The sequence below is a fragment of the Flavobacterium oncorhynchi genome, assembly GCF_002217355.1.
Lineage (GTDB): Bacteria > Bacteroidota > Bacteroidia > Flavobacteriales > Flavobacteriaceae > Flavobacterium > Flavobacterium oncorhynchi.
The window spans coordinates 131,443-156,102 of record NZ_MUHA01000006.1 but is presented as its reverse complement, the minus strand read 5'-3'; the positions used below and the strand labels follow the sequence as shown (position 1 = coordinate 156,102).

The window sequence follows — 24,660 nt, the reverse complement described above, 5'->3', positions numbered from 1 at the left end:
TCCGTGTAAACAGATCAGATTTTTTTAGGATATATTCGGCTTATCTACCGTTTTTTTCTTTTATTTGATTTTTAAGAATTGCCTTCCAAATCTATTTATTTTTATAAAAAGCATTGAAATAAAAAACCAAAACACGCAATCTATACTCAACCTTGAAAAGATCAAATTAAATAATGAAATCTAAATCTCAAATCATGATAAAAAAATTAATTTTATTTGCCGTTTTAGTATTAGGAACAAAAGCTGCTGCTCAAGATCAAGGTTTCAAAATTCCAGATTACAAGACAATTGAAAAAGAAATTCAAGATAAAAAATCAACATTTTATTATCCTCAATTAATAGAGCGATTAGTAAAAAACGATACTTTACTAACACACGACGATTTCAACCATTTGTATTTTGGTTACGTTTTTCAGCCCAAATACAATGCTTTTTGGAAATCGCCAAATGAAAAAAAACTAAATGAAATTTATGGTAAAGAAAAACTGGAAAACAAAGATTACGATGAAATTATCAAACTAATCAACAATAGTTTAAGCGAATTTCCATTTGATCTCAGACAGCTCAATCTTCTAGCTTATACTTATCACTTAAAAGGCGATGAAGTAAATTCAAAAATCGCTTCTTTTAAATTTCACAATATTATGAATGCTATTTTATCTTCGGGCGACGGAAAACAATGTGAGACAGGATTTCATGTTCTTCTTGTTGAGCATGAATATGTACTGCTTAATGTTTTCGAACTAGAAAGTAAATCACAATCTTTAGTAGATCATTGTGATTATTTAAGCTTCGAGAAAGGCAAATATCAAGTTGACGGCATCTATTTTAATATCGAAAAAATGCTCGAAAATGAATCTAAAGTTTTGAGGTAAAAGCATAATTTTATAATTGAATGAAAATAATAGAAGCTCGAAATAAAGATTATAAAGCATTAAAAATTCTATTTTTAGAAGAAAGAAAACTAACGTTCACATGGCTTAACACATCGGATTTTCAATTAGACGATTTCGAAAAATATACACAAGGCGAATTAATTTTAACGGCTCTGCAGGAAGATATTCCCATTGGTTTTATTTCAATCTGGACACCTACTAATTTTGTGCATCATTTATACATTCACCATAAATATCAAAATAAAGGTATCGCCACTAAACTATTAGAAGCCGCAGTTTCCAAAACCAATTTCCCGCTCGCTTTAAAGTGTTTAGAAAATAATCTAAAAGCCGTTGACTTTTATAAAAGAAAAGGCTTCATCGAAAAAAGAAAGGGACAATCTGAAAACGGAACTTATATTTTATTTGAGTTAAATAAATCATTAACAACAAAATATTAGCAAAAAACTATCAACCAAGAACCATGAATCTCAATAAAATAAAAGTCTATCATATATTTTGGATCGTTGCACTGCTCATTTTAATTATCGGATTCATTCAGAATAACGATGATCCAACGGCTAATCTAGATATCAATATTCACGATACTTATTACGTAGTACGTAATTTTGACAGTACTATCTTTTTATTTATTTGCTACTTTACAATGGGATTTGGCTATTGGCTTGTTCAAAAAGTATTTAAAAAACAGCTTGTAAAATCTTTAACTATACTTCATTCCCTAATTTTTATTGGGAGTTTTGTAATTTACTGGCTTGCTTTAATTTATAGTATGATCTTTCTGCAAAAATCTGAATTCCCTACATTCTTGAGTGATTATCAATTAATAAACTCGACTTTAGTTCTGGAATTATTAGTAATTACTTTTATTGGAATACCCATATACATTATCAACTTATTAATTGGGCTGATTAGAAAAAAGCAAACAGAAATACTTTCAAAAATCTAAAACACCAAAATCTAAAATCGAGATCCTCTCTGTCTGAAACACCCCTTAAAAATGTCTTTTAAACACCCTAACATATTGATTTTTAAACAATAACTTTGATGTTCAACTTTTTAAAAATTAATAATTATGAGTGCAGCAGATTTTACCACAACAATAGCAGTCGATCAATCTCCAGAAGAAGTTTTTAATGCCGTTACCAACGTTCGCAATTGGTGGTCGCAGGAAATTGAAGGAAACACAGCACAATTAAATGATGAATTTGATTATCATTTTGAAGATATTCATCGCTGCAAAGTAAAATTAATTGAAGTTATTCCAAATCAAAAAATAGTTTGGCTGATTGAGAAAAACTACTTTAAATTCACAGAAGATAAAACGGAATGGACAAACACAAAACCTACTTTTGAAATTTCAGAAAAAAATGGAAAAACAGAACTCCGTTTTACCCATTTTGGTTTAGTTCCAGAATACGAATGTTTTGAAATCTGCCAAGATGCTTGGACAAATTATATACAAAACAGCTTAAAAAAGTTAATCATAACAGGCAAAGGCGAACCCAATGCAGCTGGAAAACCACAAACCGAAAACGAAAAGAAACTATCATCTAAATAAATTTCATAAATTCGTGATACAAAACCAGAATCTATGAATCCTATCTTAAGAAATATACTTGCCGTTATTGCCGGCCTTTTTGTTGGAAGTGTTGTTAATATGAGTATTATTTTAGTCAGCGGTTCCATAATTCCGCCTCCAAATGGAGCAGACAATACAACAATGGAAGGTTTGCAAGCCACCATGCATTTATTTGAACCCAAACATTTTCTATTTCCTTTCCTGGCGCACGCTCTCGGAACGTTTGCCGGTGCATTAACAACAGCCTTAATCGCTGCGAATCATAAAACAAAACTAGCCTTAGTTATAGGAGGTTTCTTTTTATTAGGAGGAATTGTAAGCGTTTGTTCTTTACCGTCTCCAATATGGTTTACAATTGTCGATTTAGTTTTTGCTTATATCCCAATGACCTATTTGGCATTAAAGTTAGTTGCAAAGAAATCCTAAATTTGAAAAAAATGGATGAGAAATCAACTCAAACAAAACCCGCCAAAATGTGCTACGAACATATTGGCGGAAAACTTGGTCAGCTGCTTGCCGTAACTTTTGCAGAAAAAGGCTGGATTGCAAAAAAGAATCCAGCTGATAAACATTTCTATATTACAGATTTGGGCTTAACCGAATTTACAAAACTAGACATCGACCTCAGCCAGATAAAACCTGAAAAATTATAGTACACTCTCTAAATTCCGTTTCTATTTTCTTTAAATCCTTCTAAATTTCATAACTTAGTTAGCTGTTAATCACAATATCATGACTAGGAAAGAAATTGCGCAAAATTTTTTAAAACTTGCGGCTGGCGGTCACTCACACGAAGCATTTCGGCTTTATGTGGGCAAAAAATTTAAACATCACAATGCTTATTTCAAAGGTGATGCCGACACTTTAATGCTGGCAATGGAAGAATCGGCAAGGACAAACCCTAACAAAATTTTTAAAATTCATCATATTTTAGAAGACGAAAAGTTAGTTGCAGTACATTCACATTTAAAACAAACCCCAATAGACATAGGTTTCGCAGTAGTTCATATTTTAAAATTCAAAGCTGATAAAATTATAGAATTATGGGATTTAGGTCAATCAATTCCCACAGAAACAATTAACGAAAATGGAATGTTTTAACTCGCTTACAGTTGCAGTTTTAAGTAAATCATTAAACTGATACTGAAAATAGAATTCAAAAAAAAAAACAATGGCAAAAAATAAAACTACAGAAACTCAAAGCAGCGTTACTGATTTTATAAACACGGTCGAAGATGAAGCAAAAAGAAATGATGCTTTTGAGCTTATTAAAATAATGAAGGAAATAACCGGTTTTGAACCTAAAATGTGGGGACCAAGTATAATTGGGTTTGGATCATATCATTATAAATATGCGAGCGGACATGAAGGCGATGCTCCTTTGGCTGCTTTTTCTCCAAGAAAAGCTGCAACCACAGTTTACTTCTATTTATCTGAAAGCACCGAAAAGGAACTTGCAAAACTAGGAAAACATAAATCATCAAAAGCTTGTATTTACATCAAAAAACTAAGTGATATTGATGTTGAAATCTTAAAAAAAATAATTTTACTTTCGATTAAAGAAGTACAGAATTTATATCCAGCAAAATAAAAAATGAGTCCCGTTTTACCCGAAAATAGCTCGCAGCATCTCAATGATCGTTTTGTATTTGAGAGTATCGTTTTTGTATTTATTATTATAACTTTTGTTTATTGTTTTTATAGACGAAAAAAAATATACCTGCATCTCAAGGAATCGAAAGATTATAATGGTTTTCCAAATATCAGACTTTATTCAAGTTTATTGTTAGTATTTATTATTGCCATAACCTTAGTTTTTAACTATATAATGAAGATTCTATCATAAATTTATTTCCTAACCAACAAATACCACAATTCTTAAAAAATGGTTACATTCCTAATTTTACTTTTCGTACTAGTACTTATAGCCTATAATTTTTTACGGCATCCAAAATTTGGAAAAAAGCCTTCGGGCGAAAGACTGGCTTTAATACAGAAATCTCCACAATATAAAAATGGAAAATTCGAAAATCAAAACTTTACGCCGGATCTAGCCGAAGGAGCAAATTACTTTTCAGTTTCTTATGAATTCTTCTTCAAAAAAGTAGAACGAAAAATCCCTGCTGATTTAATTCCTTCTATTAAGACTAATTTGCACGAAATTCCAGTTAATCAAGATGTATTAGCATGGTTTGGACATTCCTCCTATTTTATTCAATTAGAAGGAAAACGTTTTTTAATAGATCCCGTTTTCAGCGGAAACGCCTCTCCTATTTCGGGCACAACAAAAGCTTTTAAAGGAACAGATGTTTATACTGTTGACGATCTGCCGGAAATTGATTATTTATTGATTACGCACGATCATTACGATCATTTAGACTACGAAACCATTCTAAAATTAAAAGCAAAAACAAGAAAAGTAATTACAGCACTTGGCGTAGGTTCGCATTTTGAATTTTGGGGATTTGAGAAAGAAAATATTATTGAGAAAGACTGGTATGAAAAAATAGAACTTGATGAGAACTTAATACTTCACACCACGCCATCTCGACATTTTTCTGGTCGAAGTTTTACACGCTGCAATACTCTTTGGACTTCTTTTGTTCTTGAAACCAACGATTTCAAAATATATCTGGGCGGCGACAGTGGTTACGATTCTCATTTTGCTGAAATTGGTCAAAAATTTGGTCCTTTTGACATTGCTTTAATCGACAACGGTCAATACAATAAAAACTGGAAATACATTCATAATATGCCCGAAGATGTTATAAAAGCAATGCACGATTTAAAAGCAAAAAGAGTTTTCCCTGTTCATTCTTCAAAATTTGCATTGGCACTTCACGCTTGGGACGAGCCTTTGAAAAAAGTAACCGAATTGAATCGTTTACATGAAAAACCACTTCCATTAATTACGCCTTTAATTGGAGAAATAGTGGAATTAAAAAACGAAAAACAAGAATTTAAACAATGGTGGAACGGAATAAATTAAATTAGTATTACTTAAAAAAAACATGAATACCTCAAACTATATAATTCGAAACGCTCTTCCTTTAGAATTTGAAAAAATTGGACAACTATTAATTCAGGTTTATTCACAACTAGAAGGTTTTCCGAAAGAAAATGAACAGCCCAATTATTATAAAATGCTGGCAAATATTGGCGATTTTACAAAACACCCAGAAACGGAACTTCTTGTGGCTGTTGATGAAAAAAATACAATTCTAGGAGCTGTTGTTTACTTTAATGATATGCAATATTACGGCTCTGGCGGAATTGCTACTAAAGAACAAAACTCGGCAGGATTTCGTTTATTAGGCGTTGACAATAAGGCACGCGGAAAAGGAATTGGAAAATTGTTGACACAGGAATGCATTAGAAAAGCAGCCGAAAACAACCGAAAACAGCTTATAATTCATTCTACTGTAGCCATGAAAACGGCTTGGAAGATGTATGAAAACATTGGCTTTAAAAGATCTGAAGATCTAGATTTTATGCAGGGAGAATTGGCTGTATTTGGCTTTAGATTACCTATAATCCAACTTAATTAATTTGTTGCAAAAAAACACTAAAAATGACAACATCAAATTTTAATTTACAACCCGATTTCTTAGAAAATGAGATCACAAAATTGATTCCGCTAGAAGAAAATCATTTTGAAGCATTATTTCAAGCAGCATCTGACCCGCTGATTTGGGAGCAGAATCCTGTAAAAAACCGACATGAAAGAGAAGGTTTTAAAACCTATTTTGAAATCATAAGTACAAAAAATCCGTTCTTAATTCTAGATAAAAAAACCAATGAAATAATGGGAACCACAAGTTTCTATGATTTCAATCCCGAAAAATCCAACGTTGGAATTGGCTACACTTTTATTACAAGAAAATACTGGGGTGGTCCTTACAATAGTTCAATTAAAAAATTACTGATAGATTATGCTTTTCAACACGTTAATTCGATCCTTTTTCATGTTGGAGCAGAAAATTTTCGTTCTCAAAAAGCGGTTTTAAAATTAGGGTCAGAAAAAATAAATGATATCATATTTAACATTAATGGTATTGAAGTGCCGTATTTTGAATATGAATTGAAGAAAAAGTAAATTACAAAATGGCAGTCTTTTATTTTGCTTCCTGCATCTTTAAGACTCACATCAAAAAAAAACAATGAAAAGAATAACTGTTTTCTGCGCTTCAAGTTTTGGCATCGAAAAAATTTACGAAGAACAAGCAATTGCTTTAGGAAAAACTTTAGCCGAACAAAATATAGAATTAGTTTATGGCGGCGCAAATGCAGGTTTAATGGGCGCTGTTGCAGATGGAGCTTTAAACGCAGGAGGAAAAGTAATTGGTGTGCTTCCTAATTTTTTAAGGTCTAAAGAAATCGCTCATTTAGGTTTAACCGAATTAATTTTGGTAGAAAGCATGCATGAGCGAAAAACAAAAATGAATGATTTATGCGATGGTGTAATTGCACTTCCGGGTGGTTTTGGAACTCTGGAAGAATTGTTCGAAATGCTGACTTGGGCACAATTAGGATTACATAAAAAACCAATTGCCATTTTAAACGTAAATGGTTTTTATGATGCACTGATAGCATTACTGCAAACAATGACAGAAAAAGGATTACTGAAAGAAGTCAATCAAAAAATGCTTTTGGTTAGTGATACTATTGATGATTTACTTTATCAAATGAAAAATTATGTCGCTCCAACTGTAGGAAAATGGATTGATAAAAAAGAATTATGAGTTAGATATTTGGAGTTACAAGTAAAAAATTAGAGTTACATTTACGAATCAATCCTGCTTCTAACAAACAACATATAACTTCGAGAAAAAATGAAAACGGAAAACAACAAATTTGCAAAAGCCGAAATGCTGATTCGAAAACCTGTTTCAGAAGTTTTTCAAGCTTTTATTGATCCTCAAATAACAAGTAAATTTTGGTTTACAAAAGGGTCAGGAAAATTAGAAGAAAACCAAAAAACAGAATGGACTTGGGAAATGTATGGTTTTACACTTTCGGTTACAACCATTGTTTTACAAGAGAATAAAAAAATCGTTATTGAGTGGGGAAATACAGGAGAAACAACTTTAGTTGAATGGATTTTTGCACCATTAAATGAAAATGAAACTTTTGTGAGTATTACAAATTCAGGTTTTAAGGGAGATACTGATAAAATAATCGATCAAGTTCGCAATTCAACCGAAGGTTTTACTTTGGTTTTAGCAGGAGCAAAAGCGTATTTAGAGCATAATTTACAATTGAATTTAGTTTTAGATCGTTTTCCGAAAGGATTGGCATAAAACTTTATTTTTACCACAAAGCACGCAAAGGTTTAGGCAAAATTTATAAACGAAAAAAATAACGTCCAGTTATGTCATTTCGACTGAAAGGAGAAATCACACTCGAAACTCGACAACGATTGGTGAATATTTGGAACGGAATTTCTTGTGTGATTTCTCCTTTCAGTCGAAATGACATAAAATGAGAAAATATTTGCGGCTTCGCTCCCGATAACTATTGGGATTGCGAGATTAAAAAGAAAACAACTTTAAATTAATTTCATTTCAATGGAAACAAAAAAACCAGAAAATATCGACGAATATATTGGCGCATTTCCAAATGACATTCAAGAAATTTTAGAGAAAGTTCGAATGACAATTCAGCGAGCTGCGCCAGAAGCCAAAGAAAGAATTAGTTATTCGATGCCTGCTTTTGAACAAAATGGAATCGTGGTTTATTTTGCTGCTTTTAAAAATCATATAGGTTTGTATGCTTTGCCAAGCGGTCACGAAGCTTTTGCTGAGGAACTCTCAAAATATAAATCCGGAAAAGGTTCTGTTCAGTTTCCTTTAAAAGAAAAAATCCCCTACGACTTGATTACTAAAATTGTAAAATTTAGAGTAAAAGAAAACCTGGAAAAAGCGAAAAAGAAATAAGTCTAAATGAATTTAACAGAACATTATAATCAACTTTACAAAAGTGCTTCTGAAGCTATTTTAAACGAAAAATATAATTTAGATCCTTATATTAATGATAGTTCAGATTCTAGATTTGGAATTACACTTCTTGCTCGTCCAAACGAAAAAGCTAATACCGAAATTCAGCTGTTTTTAGAGAAATTAAAAGCCGTTGAACCGTCTCAGTATTATTATCCAAACTCAGATATTCATATTACCGTACTCTCTATTATTTCATGTTACCAAGGTTTTAACTTAGATAAAATTGCTGTTGAAGAATATATAAATACGATTCAGAAAAGCTTAATAGATCTAGACGAAATCACGATCGAATTTCGAGGTGTTACTGCCTCAAATTCAGCGATAATGATTCAAGGCTTCCCCACAGATGAATCTTTGAATAACTTAAGAAATAAGCTTCGAGAAAACTTCAAAAATTCAGCTTTAGAGCAAAGTATCGACAGCCGATATTCCATTTCTACAGCGCATTCAACAGTAATGCGTTTTACAGAAAAACTTGTAAATCCCGCCGAGAAACTAATTGAAATTACAGAAGAGTTTCGTGATTACAATTTTGGATTTTTTAAAGTGGATAAATTAGAACTAGTCTTTAATGACTGGTATCAAAGGAAAGAAAATACAATTCATTTGAAAAACTTTGACTTATAACGTTTTTAACTACTGAAAACCCAGCTGTTTTCTCAATTCTAAATTCAAGCTGTATTGTTCTTGAATTGGAATAATTTTTCGTGTGCTTTTATTAATATCACTTCCTTCAGCCGTCCAAAGAAAAGGATAAAAATTAAAGACCTCGTCGCCTTTTAATTTCGAAACCTCATCACGCCATCCATTCCATCTGTTTCCTTCATAGAACTTATCCAAATCATTATTAAAACAAAAACCTAGAAACTCAGAATAAGTAATATCAAGCGGTTCATATTCTAAATTATCAGGCGAAAAATAGTAAATCTTCCCTAAATCATTTCCTAATCCGCCGCCATTCAATAAATAAAAACCGCCAATTGCATCATCAGCAATTAATAAAAAAGAAGGTGTTTCGCCAAACTCATTAAACGATTTTCCTTTATTCCAATCAGGTAAAGTTCTATTAAATCTTGAATTTCCAGAACCCAAAATTCGAATCCAGCCATTGTCGACTAAAATACCGCCGGTCATAAAAACAACCGCTCCCATAGTTGAACGTGTAGTTACCTGAGTTTTATATAAGACTTCTTTAGCTTTTACCGCATCAACAGGTAAAACCTCAACCTTATTTTTTGCCGTTTTAATCCAATCTTCAACAACCGGCCATCCCGGATCAGCTTTATCTATAAGTTCTTCTGCTTTTTTCATTTTGTTCTGTGCACTTAACGTGTAAGTAAAACATATCATTATAATTAATAGAAAATTTCGTGTCATCTATGCGGTTTATAACTTTAAAAATTGCCTAACCTTTCTTCAAAATACTTCCCAAACCACGTCCAATCTGCTCAATTGCTTCTAAACTTTTGGTTAGCGGCGTTGCCGTAAAATCTTCGTAAGCATCCATAGAACTTTCTTTTCGATCATCTTGCGGATAAACTAAAATAATGTTATTGTCTCCGAAGAATTTCTCGAATTTCTGAGGAAGTCTCTCAAAAATAGATTGATAAGACACAGAACCTTTTCTAGATAAATTAAAAACAATTAAATCATTTGGTTTTATTTCATCTGAAATAGCTTCAAAGTTATCCCAATCTAAAATGCTTTTAAAGCCGAATTTAGCATTTAGCTTCAAACTATTGGCAATCTGCTGAATAGTTTGATGTGTTTTATACTCCGCATAAATTACAATCGGAATACTTAATTCTTGTGATAATCTTGAAATTTTCTGCAGTAAAAGCTGAAAACCTACGCCTCTTTCCGAAAATGGCGGACAAATAAATACCAGTCTTTTATCTTCTATAAATGTTTTTTGAAAACGGCAAATGAATAAACTTTTATCAACATTATTAATAATCGAATCTACATTTTCTCCAAAAATTTTATCTAAAAATCCTGTTTTTCTCGGCCAGCCCACAATCACAATATCCGACATGATTTCTTTAGAAGTTCTTGCAATACCGCTTGCAGGATTATGGTCAATTCTGGCAATTGTATTAATCTTAACTTCAGAAGCTGAACCTTGAATTACAAATTTATCGACTGCTTTTCGGTACTTTAAAATATTCTTTTCGGCTTGATCATTATTAGGCACAATGGTTAAAAGCGTAACCGGATTAGCTGATTTTTTGTCTTTTATTAAAAGTGCAAAATCTAATAAACTGGCTGTCGCCGAAGTTTTAGCCAGCGGAATCAAAATATGTTCGTCTAATATTTGATCTTTATCTGCATCTTCAGTAGAAACTTCCTCTTCGCAAATGGCGATTTTTTTAGCTGCTTTTTCAGTTGCAAATGAAGCCACAATACAAGTAATCAGAATCAGAATAATAGTTCCGTTTAAAATATTTTCATCAAGAATTTTAGCTTTAAAACCCACTAAAATTACAGCTAGAGTTGCAGCAGCGTGTGCACTGCTTAAGCCAAAAATAAGTTGTCTTTCAGTCTTTGTATATTTAAAAACAATTTGAGTAAAAAAGGCGGCAATCCATTTTCCAAAAATAGCCACAACACTCAAAGTTGCTGCTACAATTAAAGCCGTTGGTCCGCTTAAAATTACACTTATATCAACAAGCATTCCCACAGAAATCAAGAAAAACGGAATAAATAATGAGTTTCCAATAAACTCAATTCTATTCATTAAAGCTGACGAATGCGGAATTAAAGGATTCAATGCCAAACCCGCAACGAAAGCACCAATAATAGGCTCCACTCCTGCTACTTCTGCCAAAAACGCCGCAAAGAAAACTACTGACAGCACAAAAATATAATGCGCGTGTTTTTCACTTTCTAATTTTTTAAAAAACCATTTTGCAATTCTTGGAATCACTAAAAACATAATAGCCGAAAAAATGGCAAGTGAAACTCCAAGTTTTATCCAAAAAGCCTGATTTAGACTTCCTTGAGCGCTTCCCATAATTACCGCTAGAATAATCAAAACGGCAGTATCTGTTAAAATTGTTCCTCCTACTGTTATAGCAACTGCTTGATTTTTTGCAATACCAAGTTTACTCACAATAGGATATGCCACCAAAGTGTGTGTTGCAAACATACTCGCTGTTAAAAAACTCGCATTAAAATCATATTTTAAAAGATAAAAACAAACGGGAAAACCAACAGAGAGCGGCAGAATAAATGTAAAAAAACCAAACAATAAACTCTTATTACGATTGGCTTTGAACTCGTTCATATCCAATTCTAAACCCGCAATAAACATTATATACAAAAGTCCTATGGTCGAAAACAAATCGATTGCTGAGTTCTTGGCAAGTATGTTAAGTCCATGCGGACCAATGATTACTCCAGAAATGATAAGACCTATAATACCTGGAATATTTATTTTTTTAAGTAAAATGGGAGACAACAAGATAATAAAAAGTATTAACGAAAAAATCAATACTGGGTTGCTTAACGGTAATTCGAATTCTTGTAAAAAATGCTTGAAAAATTCTATCATAGTGTAATTTTAATCTTCATTGTGGTATTTTAATTTTCTCTCAAAATGGTGTCTTAAATTAGAATATTTTTTATCTGAAGATATAATTAAATTTGTTTTTGCGAAAGTCTAAACATATTGTTTTTGCACTTGCATCTATTACAAAAATACCTAAAAAAAATTACTAAACTCTTTACTAAAGCCTTATATTAACCAATTAAATTTAGTTCCTTGTCAAATTATTAAAATTTAATATCTTTTTTAACAAAATCGCAAGATTTCTAATTGAAAGTAAAACTTCATTGCATTATTCAATTATCTTTGTCATAACAAAAATTGAACAATGGAAGAATGTATCTCTGTTTTTGATATGCTTAAAATTGGTGTCGGCCCTTCGAGCTCACACACTTTGGGGCCTTGGAGAGCCGCCGAACGCTTCTTAGAAGAGTTAAAAAACGAATCGCTTTTAGATCAAGTTACTCGAGTAAAAGTCGATTTGTATGGATCACTTTCTTTAACCGGTAAAGGACACGCTACTGATTTATCAGTAATGCTGGGTTTAAGCGGTCAAGATCCTGAATATATTCCAGTAGAAAACATTGCTGGAATTATAAAAAACATTGAAGATACAAACGAGATCATTCTCGCAGATCAATATAAAGTTCCTTTTTATTTTCTTCAAGATATTGTTTTCAATAAAGAGTTTCTTCCTTTTCATGCAAATGGACTGAAATTTACAGCTTATAAAGCTGATGATTCTGAGTACGAATCTACATTTTACTCTATTGGCGGCGGTTTTGTTGTAAAAGAAGAGCGCGAAAATGCCAAAATTAAAGAGGTAATAAAATGTGCCTTTCCGTTTCCAATACAAAATGCCGTTGAGCTTTTAAACTATACTGTTACAGAGCAAAAATCAATCTCGGAGATTGTTTATGAAAACGAAAAATCCATGCGTTCTGAAGATGAAATTCACTCAGAACTTATGCGTATTTGGAATACTATGCTTGAATGTATGTATATAGGCTGTCATACAGGAGGAATTCTTCCTGGCGGATTACATGTGCGTCGAAGAGCTTTTGATATGCATCAAAATTTAATTGGTTTATCCAACTATAACGATCCGCAATCGTGGCTTGAAGAAATAAGAAAAACGGAAGTAAAATTTCGTCAAATCTTAAAATGGGTAAGCTGTTTTGCACTTGCTGTAAATGAAGTAAATGCGTCGTTGGGACGTGTTGTTACAGCTCCAACTAATGGAAGCGCCGGCGTAATTCCAGCTGTTTTGATGTACTATTTAGTAATTGAAAACCATAAAGCCGGCGAAAAAGAAATAAAGCAGTTTTTGATGGTTGCTGGCGAAATTGGAAGTATTTTCAAAAAAGGTTCTACTATTTCTGCTGCAATGGGCGGTTGTCAAGCCGAAATTGGCGTTTCGTCATCAATGGCAGCGGCAGCATTATGCGAATTAATGGGCGGAACCCCTGCTCAGGTTTTAATGGCTGCTGAAATCGCTATGGAACATCATTTAGGTTTAACCTGTGATCCTATTGGCGGATTAGTTCAAATTCCGTGTATTGAAAGAAATACAATGGGTGCCATAAAAGCTATAAATGCAGCCGAGTTAGCACTTGAAACAGATTCTAAAAATGCAAAAGTGCCTTTAGATAAAGTTATTAATACTATGTGGCAGACGGCAAAAGATATGAATTCAAAATACAAAGAAACCTCTGAAGGTGGATTGGCTGTTGCTGTAAATATGGCTGATTGTTAAATTTTATAAAGTCTGCCGCGAATTTCACCAATTTATACTGATTTCTATCCTTCTTGGTTAAAAACAATTCGTGTAAATTGGTGAAATTCGTTGCAAACAAAAAAACTTCATGAAAAAGCTCAACTTCATAATTGCCCTATTCTGCTCTGTTTTAATGCATTCGCAACAGCGCTATTTTCTTAACTCAGATACAAGACTTTATACTACAACGAATACTGCTGCTGAGTTTTTAGGTTATTTTAAATATGGAGCCGAAGTTCGATTATTATCAGAAAGTAAAAATGGCTGGTATAAAGTACAAGCCGATAATTTTAACGAAGGTTATGTTCCTGATAAATTCGTAGCAAAAAGTTTAAACGCCAGAGATGTTAAGATTAAAGATAATGAAAACCCAATTCTAGAAGGCGGCGACGCTTATTATGGCGGTAATCATTTATTTGTTTTAGCGGCAGGTTTAAAAGCCAGAGCTTTACCTGACAAAAATTCAAAAATCAGAGAAATTTTGTTTACAGGAGATCCGGTACCAGTAAATTATCTTCCTAAAAATTCAGAAGAATGGGTTAACATTAATGGTAATTTTGACGAAGAATATGCAAAATTTACCTTAAGAAAATTCCTTGGTGTAAGACCAAACTTTGAAACTTTATTAAAAGACTTCGACAAACTTGATGTTAATGCTGTAACCGAACGAAAAACGATAAGCGAGCGACTTGTTGAATTAGCTTGGAATAGTGAATATGACAAATTAACTCCAGCCTATCAACGCTATTATGAAGTTGTCAAACAGTTAAATGATCCTAAATTAATCGCTGATACCGAATTGAATATGGCACTTGCAAAAGGCTTGACCAAACATAAGCTGCCAGAACAAATTAGTGCATTTGTCAAAAAAGCCGAATTTTCATTGAAAGGAGTCAAAACAAAATCACTTTTCTTAACTCAAAAAGACTTATTAAAAATATTTGGAGAACCAGCAAAAAAAGCGAGCGTAGGCGATGAATGCGGTATTTATTTAAGTGACTTGTTTTATTATTACCCAGACTTACACTCATCTGTAGATGAAAAACAAAATCAAGCCGAAATCGTTAAGGTTTTTATCAATGAAAACAATAAACTTATTATAAACCCAAATTCGGTTTTAGACCATACCATGTCCGAAAAAGCTTTCATTGAAAAATATGGAACTTATATTGAAGCTTCGCTAAAATGGCCTCATATCTATTCTATACTAATGGAAGACAGCCAATTTAGAATAGAATTTAAAGACGGGAAACTATACAGCATCGAAATATTCTTTTATTGCTGATTCTCAATTTACAATTATTCAATACTTTTACATCATCAAAAAAAAATAAAATGTCAGTAGCAAAAAAAGATTATAAAAGAATCACAACAAAGTCGTTAATAGAAATGAAAAGCAACGGAGAAAAAATCTCTATGCTTACTGCTTATGATTATACAATGGCTAAAATTGTTGATACCGCAGGAGTCGATGTGATTTTAGTGGGTGATTCTGCATCAAACGTTATGGCGGGTCACGAAACGACTTTGCCAATTACTTTAGACCAAATGATCTATCATGCTTCGTCTGTAGTTCGTGCTGTCGAAAGAGCTTTGGTTGTAGTAGATTTACCTTTTGGAAGCTACCAATCTGACCCAAAAGAAGCTTTACGTTCTTCTATCAGAATTATGAAAGAAAGCGGAGGACATGCAGTAAAACTTGAAGGCGGAAAAGAAATTAAAGAATCAATTAAAAAAATACTTAACGCAGGTATTCCAGTTATGGGACATTTGGGTTTAACTCCTCAGTCAATTTATAAATTTGGAACTTACAGCGTTCGCGCAAAAGAAGATGCTGAAGCAGAAAAATTAATTGAAGATGCTAAAATGCTGGAGAGAATTGGTTGTTTTGGAGTTGTTCTGGAGAAAATCCCAGCCGATTTAGCTAAAAAAGTAGCTGAAAGTATTTCAATTCCAGTTATAGGAATTGGTGCTGGAGGAGGTGTTGACGGACAAGTTTTAGTTATCCACGATATGTTAGGAATGAACAACGAATTTAGTCCGCGCTTTTTACGTCGTTACTTAAATTTATACGAAGAAATGACAACAGCTATTGGTCAATATGCAGCCGATGTTAAGTCTAGTGATTTCCCAAATTCTAATGAACAATATTAAGTCTAGACTATCTTAGACTTCTTAGATTCTAGACTTCTTAGAAATTTTCATTCTTTTAAAAATCTAAGAAGTCTAGAAATATATAAATCTAAAATTATGCATCAATTCAAAGAACTTTTGATTTGGAAAAAAAGTAGATTATTTTGTTCTAAAATATATTCAATAACATCAACTTTTCCTAATGATGAAAAGTTTGGAATAATTAATCAATTAAGAAGAGCAGCTGTATCCATTCCTTCAAATATAGCTGAAGGTTCTTCGAGAAATTCGAATAAAGATTTTGCTAGATTTTTAGAAATTGCAATTGGATCTGCTTATGAAGTTGAAACTCAACTTTTGATTTCATCTGATTTAGGCTTTCTAAATGAAGAAAACACAACAGAACTAATTAATATGCTAGAAGAAATCACTAAAATGACTTCTAGGTTTAGAGCAACTTTATTGTAAAAAAAACTAAAATTTAAGAAGTCCAAGTCAATCTAAAGTCTAAGAAATCTAAGTCAGTCTAAAAATCTAAGCAGTCTAAGCCAGTCTAATTATGAAAATTATTTCAGATAAAAACAATCTCCAAGTTCTTCACGAAGACAATCACATTATTGTAGTTAATAAGCGCGTAGGCGATATTGTTCAAGGCGATAAAACGGGAGATAAACCATTATCTGATATTGTAAAAGAATACATAAAAGACAAATACAATAAACCTGGAGATGTTTTTTTGGGTGTGATTCATCGTTTAGATCGTCCCACAACTGGTATTGTTGTTTTTGCGAGAACCAGTAAAGCATTGTCTCGAATGAACGAATTGTTCAGTAATCGTGAAACTCAAAAAACGTATTGGGCAGTTGTAAAAAACAAACCTCAAGAAGCGTCTGCTAAATTGGTTCATTATTTAAAAAGAAACGAAAAAAATAACACTTCAAAAGCCCATTTAAAAGAAGTTTCAGACAGCAAACTGGCTAGTTTAGATTATAAAATAATCAAAGAACTTCAAAATTATACGGCGCTGGAAATTAATCTTCATACAGGACGTCATCATCAAATTCGTGCACAATTATCCGCAATTGGATCTCCAATAAAAGGTGATTTAAAATATGGTTTTGACCGAAGTAATCCTGACGGAGGTATTCATCTTCATGCCAGAAAATTGGTTTTTATTCATCCTGTATCAAAAGAAAACATAACTATCATAGCGCCAACACCTGACGAAACGGTTTGGAATGCCATTTGATTTTTATGATATAATTGTTAATTTTTTAAATTTTATCGATTAACTTGCATAGAGAAAAATAAGCTGATCATAAAATGGACTATAAAAACGACATCGGGTACAGAAAAGAAACGCTCAAAAAGTTATTGTATAACATTCAAAAAAGCGAAGATTTAATTGTACAAGCTTTGTACGATGACTTTAAAAAGCCGGAATTTGAAGCTGTCCTGACAGAGACAAATTATGTCATTTCAGAACTAAAAGATACGATCAAAAATATTAATACTTGGGCAGAACCAAAACGAGTTTTTCCTTCTCTGCTTAATTTTCCTTCTACAGATTATATCTATAAAGAACCTTACGGAAATGTACTGGTTATTGCTCCTTGGAATTATCCCTTTCAATTAGCTTTATGTCCGCTTATTGCTGCCGTTGCAGCAGGAAACAGAGTTGTTTTAAAACCATCAGAACTTACTCCGCATACTTCTGCAATAATTGCAAAACTTATTGAAAAGACTTTCCATATTAATCATGTCGAAGTTTTTGAGGGCGGTATAGAAGTTTCTAATAAATTACTAGCAAAACGCTGGGATTATATTTTCTTTACCGGCAGCGTTACTGTTGGAAAAGTTATTGCCAAGGCTGCAGCCGAAAATCTTACTCCCGTAACTCTTGAACTGGGTGGGAAAAACCCTTGTATTATTGATGAAACTGCCAATCTAAAACTTGCAGCAAAGCGAATTGTCTGGGGAAAATTCATTAATGCGGGACAAACTTGTATTGCACCAGATTATATTTTGATTCAAAAAAACATGAAAGTAAATTTCATTACTTTCTTAATGGAAGAAATCATAAAAGCTTACGGTAAAAAAATGGACAAATCTCCAGATTTTGCACGTATTATTAATACAAAAAACTGGGTTCGCTTAGATCAAATGATTGAACGTGATAAAGTAATTTTTGGAGGTGAAACTAATGCCGACAAGCTTTACATATCTCCTACCCTAATTGAAGAACCAAGTTTAGACAGCCCAGTAATGAGCGAAGAAATTTTTGGTCCAATTTTGCCAATTCTTGTTTATGAGACTGAAGACGACATTCATAACGTAATCAGTCGTTACGAAAAACCTCTCGCATTTTATGTTTTTAGCGACGATAAATCTTTTGCAAAAAAAATGATCACAAGCTATTCTTTTGGAGGCGGATGCATCAACGACACTGTAATTCATTTTTCGAACAAAAGACTTCCTTTTGGCGGTGTCGGGCACAGCGGCATCGGGGCTTATCATGGTCAAATGAGTTTTGATACTTTCTCTCATCATAAAGCAATTGTAAAAAAAGCAAACTGGCTTGATTTACCTATGCGCTACGCTCCATACAAAGACAAATTAGCTTCAATAAAAAGGGTATTAAGCTGGATTTAAGAAGCAAAAACAATTTTAGGATTTTTAGACGAAATTGATTAAATATACTATATTTACCATTGACTATTATGGTACCAAACACAAACTATATTTAACAATTTTACTCTTAAAATGAAAGCTACACTTGACCAAATTGAAGACATCAAAAAAAATGGCTATTCAATAGATTTTTCGACTATTTTCAACTATGCCCTTGAAAATTTCAAAAAAATTGCATTGTATTCCGGGCTTATAATTCTAGTATTTTCAGTCGTAGTAGTAATTGTAATTATGGGATTAGCTGTAACTTTTTATGGCGTTAAAAGCTTATCTGAGAATTTCTTAGAAAATTTTCAAATTCAAAACTTAAGCTACATTCAACAAGTAGTAACTGCTGTTTCACTTGCTGCAGTTACAGCTGTATTTGCTCCTTTGGGCGCAGGATTCTTAAAAATGGCTGATTGTGCAGATAAAGATGAAGAATTTAATGTTTCAACAATTTTCACTTATTATAGAGCTCCTTATTTTCTTCAATTGTTTGCAGTTGCTTTTATTATAGGGCTTGTTACTAATGGAATCTCTTACTCTACAGAAAGCTTAGGCTTAGGATATTTAGGAACAGGAGTTTCTTTATTCATCAATTTTTTCACCTTTTTTACAATTCCACTAATCATTTTTGGAAATTTAAAAGCCATAGATGCTATTAAATCAAGTATAATCTTGGTAACTAAAAACCCTGTTATAATATTTTGCCTATTTATAATTGGATTTCTTGGATCATTAGTAGGTCTTGTAGCTTGTTGTGTTGGTGTTATTTTTACAGCTGTTTTTAATACATCAATTACCTATGCGACTTATTTTTCAATTTTCAGCGAAGAAGAAGAGCAAGATTCAATTGATTCTATAGGACAATCAGATTTCGAATAAAAAACAAAAAATTCAAATAAAAAGAGTTCAAACAGGTCTTTTTATTTGAATTTTTTAAAATGTTGTTTACGAAAACTAACTCTCTCAAAATCTATGACAGAAAGCTATAGTTTTTTCAATGTACTGATTTCAGGAATTACCACTTTTGGTAATTCTCTGAAATCAATCATGACAAAATCATACGCTCTCAGTTTAGATCTTATTTTTTTCAATAGTCCAAAACTTATTATACTCGGACTTTCATTAGCTGCTTTTTTAGCATTATTAATCTACCAGTTTTTTAAAATTAAAACTAAAATTGGGTATTTTATTGAAAAAACAAAAGAAGCCGAAACAGCTAAAAAAGAATATCAGCTTTACATTTTATTTTTTGGAATTGCGGTTATTGTAATCGAGATCATTAATGAGATTTTCAAAATCCGCCCGAAAAGCTTATTAGTAACAAATGTTTCGATTGGATTCTTCGTTTTATTCATTTATCTGCTGGTAGACAAAATAAAATGGCTGCGCGACAAAATTCAAAACATATTTATTACTTGCTTTTTTATATACATAAGCTATGTATGTTATAATATTGTTCGCCTCAGTACCGATGTTGTTCCTGTTATTGTTTTTTTAATTTCCTTTTTCTTCTCGTACAACATTTTAAAACCAATAAAAATATATTGGTTTTTTGTAGGCCTAACGTTTATATTTCTTCTTGCGACCGTTTCTTTTCATTTAATTCCAATAAAATCTTCTGTTCTATTAATTAATTTTTGCATTTTAATTTTCATTGTTAATCATGTAAAATATGCCGTTTTATCAAACAATGATGACAACTATAGATTTGCAAATGAAATTGTTCAAAAAGGAAGTTCTTTAACAATTGCAACAAACCAAAAAGGCAAAATACTATTTTGCAGCGAGACCATTTCTTCTATTTTGGGATATCAGCCAGAAGAAGTTATTGGCTTAAATTTTTGGCACTTTGCAAAAGAAAACCAGCAAAATGAAAAAGAACCGATACTTGATCGGGAAGAAAACAAAACTTATACATGGAAGCTGAAAAGTAAAAACGGCGAATACAAACACATTCAATGGAAAGATAAAAAATTTACTGAAGATCTAATTATAAGTATCGGACAGGACGTTACTGAACAATTTAACGTACAAGACCAATACAAAAACCTAATTCAGACAGCAAGAGATATTATTTTTGAAATTGATGCCGACGGTAATTTTACATTCATAAATGAATTTGCTTACACACTTCTAGGCTACACCGAAAATGAAATATTAAAACACCATTATTCAAATTTTATTCACGAAAGCCACTCAATAACCGCCGTAGATTTTTATGAAAATATTGTAGTCAACGAAAACAAATTCCCTACAATCGAGATTCCTATTCTAAAGAAAAACGGGCAAGAAATATGGATTTCTCAAAATATTATTATCCGTAAAAATGATTTAGGTCAAACAACTGGTTATGCCGGAATTGCAAGAGATATTACCGAAACTAAAAATGCTGAAAACGAGAAAAAAAGACGTCTCGAAAAAATTGAAGCATACAATAACTCTACAAAAAAACTATCAACTGCTGACTTTAGCAAATACCACAATTTAAACACAGTTCTTGACTACATTATCAAAGAAGCATCGATAGTAAGCAAATCAAACAGAGTCAGCTTCTGGAAATACCGAAAAGACTTAATTACTTGCAAAAACTTATTCAGCGGCGACAATCAAAGTCCAAGTGACAAAAACATATTAGATCAGGAATCTTATCCAATCTATTTTGAAACGCTAAAAAATAAAGTTGTCATAAACGCTCCAGATGTTTTTAATAAATTAGAAACATCAGAATTTCAGAGACTGTACTTTACAAAAAACAACATCAAATCAATGCTGGACGTTCCTATTTTCTTGAACGGAAAACTGGTTGGTGTAGTTTGTTTTGAAAGCACAGAAGAAAAAAGAGATTGGGACAATGAAGACATTAACTACGCTAAAACCATTTCAGATGTAATTTCACTTGCAATTTCATCGCAAATGAGATTAGATGCAGAGCGTAAATTAGAATTCAAAAGTCAGCTGCTTTCAGCACTTTCTCTTTGTACAGAGAAATTTTTACTTAGCAAATCTACCGAAGAAATGTTTCAGGAAACATATGATCTAATAGGAAAAGCCTCAAAAGCAGATCATATGTTTTATTATGAAAAAGATTTTCTGACCAATACTTTTACTCAAAAATACAAGTGGTCAAGAAACGGTGTAGAACATCAAATAACACCATTAAAACAATTAACAGAAGACAATTTAAAAGAAATTCATAAAGCTGTACTTAACAAAAGTATTTTGAAAACGTACACACGTAAGCTCAAAAAAACCTTTTTTAAACAACTTTTACTTGACAATCAAATAAAATCAATTCTGATTCTGCCCTTGTATATTAATGATGTTTTTACTGGCTTTATAGGCTTTGACGACTGCACTTCTGAACGAAAATGGTCTGAAGAAGAAATTTACATCTTTCAAGTTCTGGCTAATAATATTTCATCAGCTCTCGAGCGAAATCAAAATGAGGCCAAAATCCTAGAAAGCGAAGAGAAATTTAAGTTAATTGCCAACAATATTCCAGGAACAGTTTACTTGTCAAAATTTGACGCAATATCTACCAAAATCTTCCTAAACGACGAAATAAAAAACTTAACAGGTTATTCTAAAGCTGAATTTATAGAAAACAACTTATCTTTTTTATCACTTATTCACCACAACGATCGTGAAAAAGTAATTAAAAATCAAATTCACAATCTTCAAAACGGAATTCCGCTTCATAATGTTTACCGAATTAAAAGAAAAACCGGCGAATATATTTGGATCGAAGAATTTGGTGATGTAATAAAAAAAGGAGACGAAATAGAATTTGTAGGAGGTATTTATTTTGACATTACAAACAAAAAAGTCACTGAAGATGCCATAAAAGCAAAACAACTGGCTGAAGCTGCAAACAAATCAAAATCAGATTTTCTTGCTAATATATCACATGAAATCAGAACACCTCTAAATGGTATAATTGGTTTTACGCATTTATTGATGCAAACTGAACTCGAAGGAATTCAAGAAAAATATACCACAACTATTAATCAATCTGCCCATTCCTTATTAGAAATCATAAACGACATACTAGATTTTTCTAAAATTGAAGCCGGAAAACTTGAACTTTTTATCGACTTATACGACATTAAAAAAGTATTGGGACAAGTTTTTGATTTAATTATTTTTGAATCTAATCAAAAGAATCTTCAACTTGAATTAAATATCGATCCAGAAGTTCCTAAATACATCTGGACAGATATTGTCCGATTAAAACAGATATTAATTAATCTGCTTTCAAACGCCGTAAAATTCACCAATGAAGGCTCTATTAGACTAAATGTTTCTGTTGTTAAAAAAACAAAGAACAACAATTGTATTATGCGTTTCTCTGTTATAGATACAGGAATTGGGATTCTTGAAAAAAATCAGAAAAAAATATTTAAAGCTTTTTCGCAAGCAGACAGCTCCACAACTAGAAAATTTGGAGGAACCGGATTGGGATTAACGATATCCAATCAGCTATTAGCTTTAATGGACAGCCGACTGCAGCTGGAAAGTAAAATTGGCGAAGGAAGTAATTTTTTCTTCGATTTAAATCTAAAAACCCGAAATCAAAGCGGGGCAGAAAAAAATAACACTAAACTCAAAACTTTAAACTCAGAGTACGACCAAATTAATAATAGTTCAAACAATGAGAAAATTAAATTTTTAATCGTTGAGGACAACAAAGTTAATATGCTGCTGCTAAAAACCATCATTTCAAATTTATACAGCAATTCTATTATTTACGAATGTGAAAATGGCTACGAAGCTGTAAAACAATTCGAAAGCATTAATCCGACACTTGTTTTTATGGACATTCAAATGCCAATTATGAATGGATATGAAACCACCAAAGCTATAAGAAGCACAATAACGGGAGAGCATACCCCCATAATTGCCGTAACGGCAGGCGCCGAAAAAGAAGAACGAAATAAATGCATAACAGCAGGAATGAACGACTATATCTCAAAGCCTATTATGAAAGGTATTGTAGAAGAAATTTTGGCAAAATGGTTGAAATAAAAAAAGTAAATTACCTCCAATAACATGTAATTCCCAAAAAATATATAAATTCGTACAACAAACATAACTTTTTAAAAAACAGCAAAGTATGAAATGGAAAGGAAGCAGAGAAAGTGATAACGTTGAAGACAGAAGATCAATTTCTGGCGGAAAGGTAGCCGTTGGAGGCGGAATTATCGGTATCATTATTTTGTTAGTAAATGTTTTTGGCGGTGAAAATGCGCAGTTTATCACTCCGGTTTTAGAACAAATGCAAGGCGGACAACAGACACAAACTGAAGCAGCCGCTCCATTAAGTAAGGAAGATGAAGAAATGGGACATTTTGTTAGATCTGTCTTGGCTAAAACTGAAGATTCCTGGGGCAAAATATTTGCCGAAAATGGTATGACTTATAAAAACCCAAAATTAGTGCTTTTTAAAGGCTCTGTAAATACTGCTTGCGGCGGAGCTTCATCAGCATCCGGACCATTTTATTGTCCAGGCGATCAAAAAGTATATATGGATTTAGGCTTCTTTGAAGAACTAAAATCCAAATTTGGTGCTGAGGGCGGTGATTTTGCAATTGCGTATGTTATAGCGCATGAAATTGGCCATCACGTGCAAACATTACTAGGAACCTCTGAAAAAATGCATCAGGCACAAGAAGGTAAAAGTCAAGCCGAAGCCAATAAACTTTCGGTAGCCCTAGAACTTCAAGCTGATTTTTATGCCGGAGTATGGGCACATGATAATCAGGAAACGCTGGACGAAGGAGATATCGAAGAAGCCTTAAGCGCCGCTAATGCTGTTGGAGATGATGCAATACAGAGCAAAATGCAAGGTCAGGTAGTTCCTGATTCATTTACACACGGTACATCAGAACAAAGAATGTACTGGTTTAAAAAAGGTTTTAGAACCGGCGATATTAAACAGGGAAATACATTTGACGAAATTCGATAATACACCAACCAAATATAATAACCAACCAAAAAGCATGATGTAATTATCATGCTTTTTTTTATTCATATAAGTTCATTTTAGA

26 protein-coding genes are annotated in these 24,660 nt (G+C 32.4%); 24 read left to right on the top strand and 2 right to left on the bottom strand.

Translation table 11 applies throughout. The features are described 5' to 3' along the window. Positions 1–194 precede the first annotated feature (194 nt). From B0A75_RS05220 to B0A75_RS05150, 15 genes are all read left to right on the top strand, one after another. Positions 195–875: a DUF4919 domain-containing protein gene (locus tag B0A75_RS05220; RefSeq protein WP_244284347.1), complete on the top strand. Its 681-nt coding sequence runs from the start codon at positions 195–197 to the stop codon at positions 873–875. 20 nt (positions 876–895) lie between these two features. Next, on the top strand, positions 896–1,336 hold the full coding sequence (locus tag B0A75_RS05215; protein ID WP_089053235.1) for a GNAT family N-acetyltransferase: 441 nt from the start codon (positions 896–898) through the stop codon (positions 1,334–1,336). A gap of 23 nt (positions 1,337–1,359) precedes the next feature. After that, positions 1,360–1,845, top strand: coding sequence for a heme-copper oxidase family protein (locus B0A75_RS05210; RefSeq protein WP_089053234.1), 486 nt, complete (start codon positions 1,360–1,362; stop codon positions 1,843–1,845). 126 nt (positions 1,846–1,971) lie between these two features. Continuing rightward, positions 1,972–2,457 carry an SRPBCC family protein gene (locus B0A75_RS05205; RefSeq protein ID WP_089053233.1) on the top strand — a complete coding sequence of 162 codons (486 nt, stop codon included), beginning with the start codon at positions 1,972–1,974 and terminating at the stop codon, positions 2,455–2,457. Between the two features lie 33 nt (positions 2,458–2,490). Continuing rightward, on the top strand, positions 2,491–2,904 hold the full coding sequence (locus B0A75_RS05200; RefSeq protein ID WP_089053232.1) for a hypothetical protein: 414 nt from the start codon (positions 2,491–2,493) through the stop codon (positions 2,902–2,904). An 11-nt stretch (positions 2,905–2,915) separates the two neighbouring features. Then, entirely contained in the window at positions 2,916–3,131 is a 216-nt protein-coding gene (locus tag B0A75_RS05195) for an ArsR family transcriptional regulator (RefSeq protein ID WP_089053231.1), read from the top strand. Positions 3,132–3,210: 79 nt separating this feature from the next. Then, positions 3,211–3,579 (top strand): nuclear transport factor 2 family protein, encoded by a 369-nt coding sequence (locus B0A75_RS05190; protein WP_089053230.1) that lies wholly within the window; start codon positions 3,211–3,213, stop codon positions 3,577–3,579. A 70-nt stretch (positions 3,580–3,649) separates the two neighbouring features. After that, entirely contained in the window at positions 3,650–4,069 is a 420-nt protein-coding gene (locus B0A75_RS05185) for a DUF1801 domain-containing protein (protein WP_089053229.1), read from the top strand. A 294-nt stretch (positions 4,070–4,363) separates the two neighbouring features. Further along, on the top strand, positions 4,364–5,467 hold the full coding sequence (locus B0A75_RS05180; protein WP_089053228.1) for an MBL fold metallo-hydrolase: 1,104 nt from the start codon (positions 4,364–4,366) through the stop codon (positions 5,465–5,467). Positions 5,468–5,489: 22 nt separating this feature from the next. Beyond that, positions 5,490–6,026, top strand: a complete 537-nt coding sequence (locus B0A75_RS05175; RefSeq protein ID WP_089053227.1) for a GNAT family N-acetyltransferase — start codon at positions 5,490–5,492, stop codon at positions 6,024–6,026. 23 nt (positions 6,027–6,049) lie between these two features. Then, positions 6,050–6,574, top strand: coding sequence for a GNAT family N-acetyltransferase (locus tag B0A75_RS05170; RefSeq protein WP_089053226.1), 525 nt, complete (start codon positions 6,050–6,052; stop codon positions 6,572–6,574). Positions 6,575–6,638: 64 nt separating this feature from the next. Further along, positions 6,639–7,220: an LOG family protein gene (locus tag B0A75_RS05165; protein ID WP_089053225.1), complete on the top strand. Its 582-nt coding sequence runs from the start codon at positions 6,639–6,641 to the stop codon at positions 7,218–7,220. 90 nt (positions 7,221–7,310) lie between these two features. Continuing rightward, the gene (locus tag B0A75_RS05160; protein ID WP_089053224.1) at positions 7,311–7,778 is read left to right on the top strand and encodes an SRPBCC family protein; all 468 of its coding nucleotides are present in this window, start codon (positions 7,311–7,313) and stop codon (positions 7,776–7,778) included. A 267-nt stretch (positions 7,779–8,045) separates the two neighbouring features. After that, positions 8,046–8,414 carry an iron chaperone gene (locus tag B0A75_RS05155; RefSeq protein WP_089053223.1) on the top strand — a complete coding sequence of 123 codons (369 nt, stop codon included), beginning with the start codon at positions 8,046–8,048 and terminating at the stop codon, positions 8,412–8,414. Between the two features lie 6 nt (positions 8,415–8,420). Then, positions 8,421–9,104 carry a mutarotase gene (locus B0A75_RS05150; protein ID WP_089053222.1) on the top strand — a complete coding sequence of 228 codons (684 nt, stop codon included), beginning with the start codon at positions 8,421–8,423 and terminating at the stop codon, positions 9,102–9,104. Between the two features lie 9 nt (positions 9,105–9,113). On the opposite strand, the gene B0A75_RS05145 is transcribed toward B0A75_RS05150, so the two are convergent. Together B0A75_RS05145 and B0A75_RS05140 are read right to left on the bottom strand one after the other, a co-directional pair. Further along, on the bottom strand, positions 9,114–9,854 hold the full coding sequence (locus B0A75_RS05145) for a DUF2625 domain-containing protein (RefSeq protein ID WP_208861257.1): 741 nt from the start codon (positions 9,852–9,854) through the stop codon (positions 9,114–9,116). Between the two features lie 28 nt (positions 9,855–9,882). After that, positions 9,883–12,030, bottom strand: a complete 2,148-nt coding sequence (locus B0A75_RS05140; protein WP_089053220.1) for a cation:proton antiporter — start codon at positions 12,028–12,030, stop codon at positions 9,883–9,885. A 322-nt stretch (positions 12,031–12,352) separates the two neighbouring features. On the opposite strand from B0A75_RS05140, the gene B0A75_RS05135 reads away from it, so the two are divergent. The 9 genes from B0A75_RS05135 to ypfJ all read left to right on the top strand — a co-directional run bounded on the left by B0A75_RS05135 (position 12,353) and on the right by ypfJ (position 24,578). Then, positions 12,353–13,780 (top strand): L-serine ammonia-lyase, encoded by a 1,428-nt coding sequence (locus tag B0A75_RS05135; RefSeq protein WP_089053219.1) that lies wholly within the window; start codon positions 12,353–12,355, stop codon positions 13,778–13,780. Between the two features lie 109 nt (positions 13,781–13,889). Then, on the top strand, positions 13,890–15,086 hold the full coding sequence (locus B0A75_RS05130) for an SH3 domain-containing protein (protein WP_089053218.1): 1,197 nt from the start codon (positions 13,890–13,892) through the stop codon (positions 15,084–15,086). A gap of 50 nt (positions 15,087–15,136) precedes the next feature. After that, entirely contained in the window at positions 15,137–15,955 is an 819-nt protein-coding gene (panB, locus tag B0A75_RS05125) for a 3-methyl-2-oxobutanoate hydroxymethyltransferase (protein WP_089053217.1), read from the top strand. A 96-nt stretch (positions 15,956–16,051) separates the two neighbouring features. Then, entirely contained in the window at positions 16,052–16,402 is a 351-nt protein-coding gene (locus tag B0A75_RS05120; protein ID WP_089053216.1) for a four helix bundle protein, read from the top strand. A 91-nt stretch (positions 16,403–16,493) separates the two neighbouring features. Next, complete coding sequence (locus B0A75_RS05115; protein WP_089053215.1) at positions 16,494–17,183, top strand: RluA family pseudouridine synthase; 690 nt, start codon at positions 16,494–16,496, stop codon at positions 17,181–17,183. Positions 17,184–17,257: 74 nt separating this feature from the next. Next, positions 17,258–18,586: an aldehyde dehydrogenase gene (locus B0A75_RS05110; protein WP_089053214.1), complete on the top strand. Its 1,329-nt coding sequence runs from the start codon at positions 17,258–17,260 to the stop codon at positions 18,584–18,586. A 111-nt stretch (positions 18,587–18,697) separates the two neighbouring features. Beyond that, positions 18,698–19,492, top strand: coding sequence for a hypothetical protein (locus tag B0A75_RS05105; RefSeq protein WP_089053213.1), 795 nt, complete (start codon positions 18,698–18,700; stop codon positions 19,490–19,492). A 93-nt stretch (positions 19,493–19,585) separates the two neighbouring features. Further along, entirely contained in the window at positions 19,586–23,638 is a 4,053-nt protein-coding gene (locus tag B0A75_RS05100) for a PAS domain S-box protein (protein ID WP_089053212.1), read from the top strand. 88 nt (positions 23,639–23,726) lie between these two features. After that, entirely contained in the window at positions 23,727–24,578 is an 852-nt protein-coding gene (gene ypfJ / locus B0A75_RS05095) for a KPN_02809 family neutral zinc metallopeptidase (protein ID WP_089053211.1), read from the top strand. The last annotated feature ends 82 nt before the right edge of the window (positions 24,579–24,660 follow it).

Excerpts from the sequence above, each read along its gene's own strand:
- B0A75_RS05120 (WP_089053216.1), top strand. The coding sequence starts at position 16,052 with ATGCATCAATTCAAAGAACTTTTGATTTGGAAAAAAAGTAGATTATTT.
- B0A75_RS05165 (WP_089053225.1), top strand. The coding sequence starts at position 6,639 with ATGAAAAGAATAACTGTTTTCTGCGCTTCAAGTTTTGGCATCGAAAAA.
- ypfJ (WP_089053211.1), top strand. The coding sequence starts at position 23,727 with ATGAAATGGAAAGGAAGCAGAGAAAGTGATAACGTTGAAGACAGAAGA.
- B0A75_RS05190 (WP_089053230.1), top strand. The coding sequence starts at position 3,211 with ATGACTAGGAAAGAAATTGCGCAAAATTTTTTAAAACTTGCGGCTGGC.
- B0A75_RS05105 (WP_089053213.1), top strand. The coding sequence starts at position 18,698 with ATGAAAGCTACACTTGACCAAATTGAAGACATCAAAAAAAATGGCTAT.
- B0A75_RS05215 (WP_089053235.1), top strand. The coding sequence starts at position 896 with ATGAAAATAATAGAAGCTCGAAATAAAGATTATAAAGCATTAAAAATT.
- panB (WP_089053217.1), top strand. The coding sequence starts at position 15,137 with ATGTCAGTAGCAAAAAAAGATTATAAAAGAATCACAACAAAGTCGTTA.
- B0A75_RS05135 (WP_089053219.1), top strand. The coding sequence starts at position 12,353 with ATGGAAGAATGTATCTCTGTTTTTGATATGCTTAAAATTGGTGTCGGC.
- B0A75_RS05130 (WP_089053218.1), top strand. The coding sequence starts at position 13,890 with ATGAAAAAGCTCAACTTCATAATTGCCCTATTCTGCTCTGTTTTAATG.
- B0A75_RS05205 (WP_089053233.1), top strand. The coding sequence starts at position 1,972 with ATGAGTGCAGCAGATTTTACCACAACAATAGCAGTCGATCAATCTCCA.
- B0A75_RS05160 (WP_089053224.1), top strand. The coding sequence starts at position 7,311 with ATGAAAACGGAAAACAACAAATTTGCAAAAGCCGAAATGCTGATTCGA.
- B0A75_RS05100 (WP_089053212.1), top strand. The coding sequence starts at position 19,586 with ATGACAGAAAGCTATAGTTTTTTCAATGTACTGATTTCAGGAATTACC.
- B0A75_RS05175 (WP_089053227.1), top strand. The coding sequence starts at position 5,490 with ATGAATACCTCAAACTATATAATTCGAAACGCTCTTCCTTTAGAATTT.
- B0A75_RS05145 (WP_208861257.1), bottom strand. The coding sequence starts at position 9,854 with ATGACACGAAATTTTCTATTAATTATAATGATATGTTTTACTTACACG.
- B0A75_RS05140 (WP_089053220.1), bottom strand. The coding sequence starts at position 12,030 with ATGATAGAATTTTTCAAGCATTTTTTACAAGAATTCGAATTACCGTTA.
- B0A75_RS05170 (WP_089053226.1), top strand. The coding sequence starts at position 6,050 with ATGACAACATCAAATTTTAATTTACAACCCGATTTCTTAGAAAATGAG.
- B0A75_RS05110 (WP_089053214.1), top strand. The coding sequence starts at position 17,258 with ATGGACTATAAAAACGACATCGGGTACAGAAAAGAAACGCTCAAAAAG.
- B0A75_RS05195 (WP_089053231.1), top strand. The coding sequence starts at position 2,916 with ATGGATGAGAAATCAACTCAAACAAAACCCGCCAAAATGTGCTACGAA.
- B0A75_RS05115 (WP_089053215.1), top strand. The coding sequence starts at position 16,494 with ATGAAAATTATTTCAGATAAAAACAATCTCCAAGTTCTTCACGAAGAC.
- B0A75_RS05220 (WP_244284347.1), top strand. The coding sequence starts at position 195 with ATGATAAAAAAATTAATTTTATTTGCCGTTTTAGTATTAGGAACAAAA.
- B0A75_RS05185 (WP_089053229.1), top strand. The coding sequence starts at position 3,650 with ATGGCAAAAAATAAAACTACAGAAACTCAAAGCAGCGTTACTGATTTT.
- B0A75_RS05180 (WP_089053228.1), top strand. The coding sequence starts at position 4,364 with ATGGTTACATTCCTAATTTTACTTTTCGTACTAGTACTTATAGCCTAT.
- B0A75_RS05150 (WP_089053222.1), top strand. The coding sequence starts at position 8,421 with ATGAATTTAACAGAACATTATAATCAACTTTACAAAAGTGCTTCTGAA.
- B0A75_RS05200 (WP_089053232.1), top strand. The coding sequence starts at position 2,491 with ATGAATCCTATCTTAAGAAATATACTTGCCGTTATTGCCGGCCTTTTT.
- B0A75_RS05155 (WP_089053223.1), top strand. The coding sequence starts at position 8,046 with ATGGAAACAAAAAAACCAGAAAATATCGACGAATATATTGGCGCATTT.
- B0A75_RS05210 (WP_089053234.1), top strand. The coding sequence starts at position 1,360 with ATGAATCTCAATAAAATAAAAGTCTATCATATATTTTGGATCGTTGCA.